General features: G+C 41.2%; 1 pseudogene. It reads left to right on the plus strand.

What is annotated here, in order from left to right:
* A pseudogene (locus ACYU7A_RS13385) lies at positions 1-1,213 on the plus strand (adhesin); the annotation flags it as partial.

Raw genomic sequence — 1,213 nt, forward strand, 5'->3', positions numbered from 1 at the left:
TATACATTAACAGGAATAGCTCCATGTATTAGTGATTCAAGTGTAGCTACAATTACTATTAATGCACAACCAGTTGCAGGAGTAGATGGCGGTATTACAATTTGTGAGACATCAACAGCAGTAATTACTTTAGCTACATTAATTACAGGCGAGCAAATAGGAGGAACTTGGATAAGAACAGGAGGAACAGGAGGAGCTTTTAATGCAGCAGCAGGAACATTCACTCCAGCAGTTGGAGCAACAACAAGTACTTTTGAATATACTTTATTAGGCACAGCACCATGTATTAATGATACAAGTGTGGCTACAGTTACTATCAACGCACAGCCAGTTGCAGGAGTAGATGGAGCTACCACAGTTTGTGAGACATTAACAACAGCCATTAATTTAGCTACCTTAATTACAGGTGAGCAAATAGGTGGAACTTGGGTTAGGCTTACGGGAACAGGTGGAGCTTTTAATGCAGCATCAGGAACATTTACCCCAGCAGTTGGAGCCACAACAAGTACCTTTGAATATACTTTAACAGGTATAGCGCCATGTACTAATGATACGAGTATCGCTACAGTAAATATCAACCCACAACCAGTTGCAGGAATAGATGGATCTACTATAGTTTGTGAGACATCAACAACAGCAATTACTTTATCTACACTAATTACAGGAGAGCAAATAGGTGGAACTTGGACAAGAACAGGTGGAACAGGAGGAGCTTTTAATGCAGCAGCAGGAACATTTACTCCAGCTTTAGGAGCAACAACGAGTACTTTTACTTATACTTTACTTGGAACAGCACCATGTATTAATGATACAAGTGTGGCTACAGTAACTATCAACCCACAGCCAATTGCAGGAGTAGATGGAGCTACCACAGTTTGTGAGACATCGGCAGTAGCCGTTAATTTAGCTACCTTAATCACAGGTGAGCAAATAGGTGGAACTTGGACAAGAACAGGTGGAACAGGCGGAGTATTTAGTGCAGCAGCAGGAACATTTACTCCAGCTGTAGGAGCCACAACAAGTACTTTCCTTTATACATTAACAGGTACAGCACCTTGTATTGATGATACAAGTATCGCTACAGTAAATATCAACGCACAACCAGTTGCAGGAGCGGATGGAGCTACCACAGTTTGTGAGACATCAACAGCAGCAATCGATTTATCTACATTAATTACTGGTGAGCAAATAGGTGGAACTTGGACAAGAACTA

It is taken from the genome of Flavobacterium koreense (genome assembly GCF_054776075.1).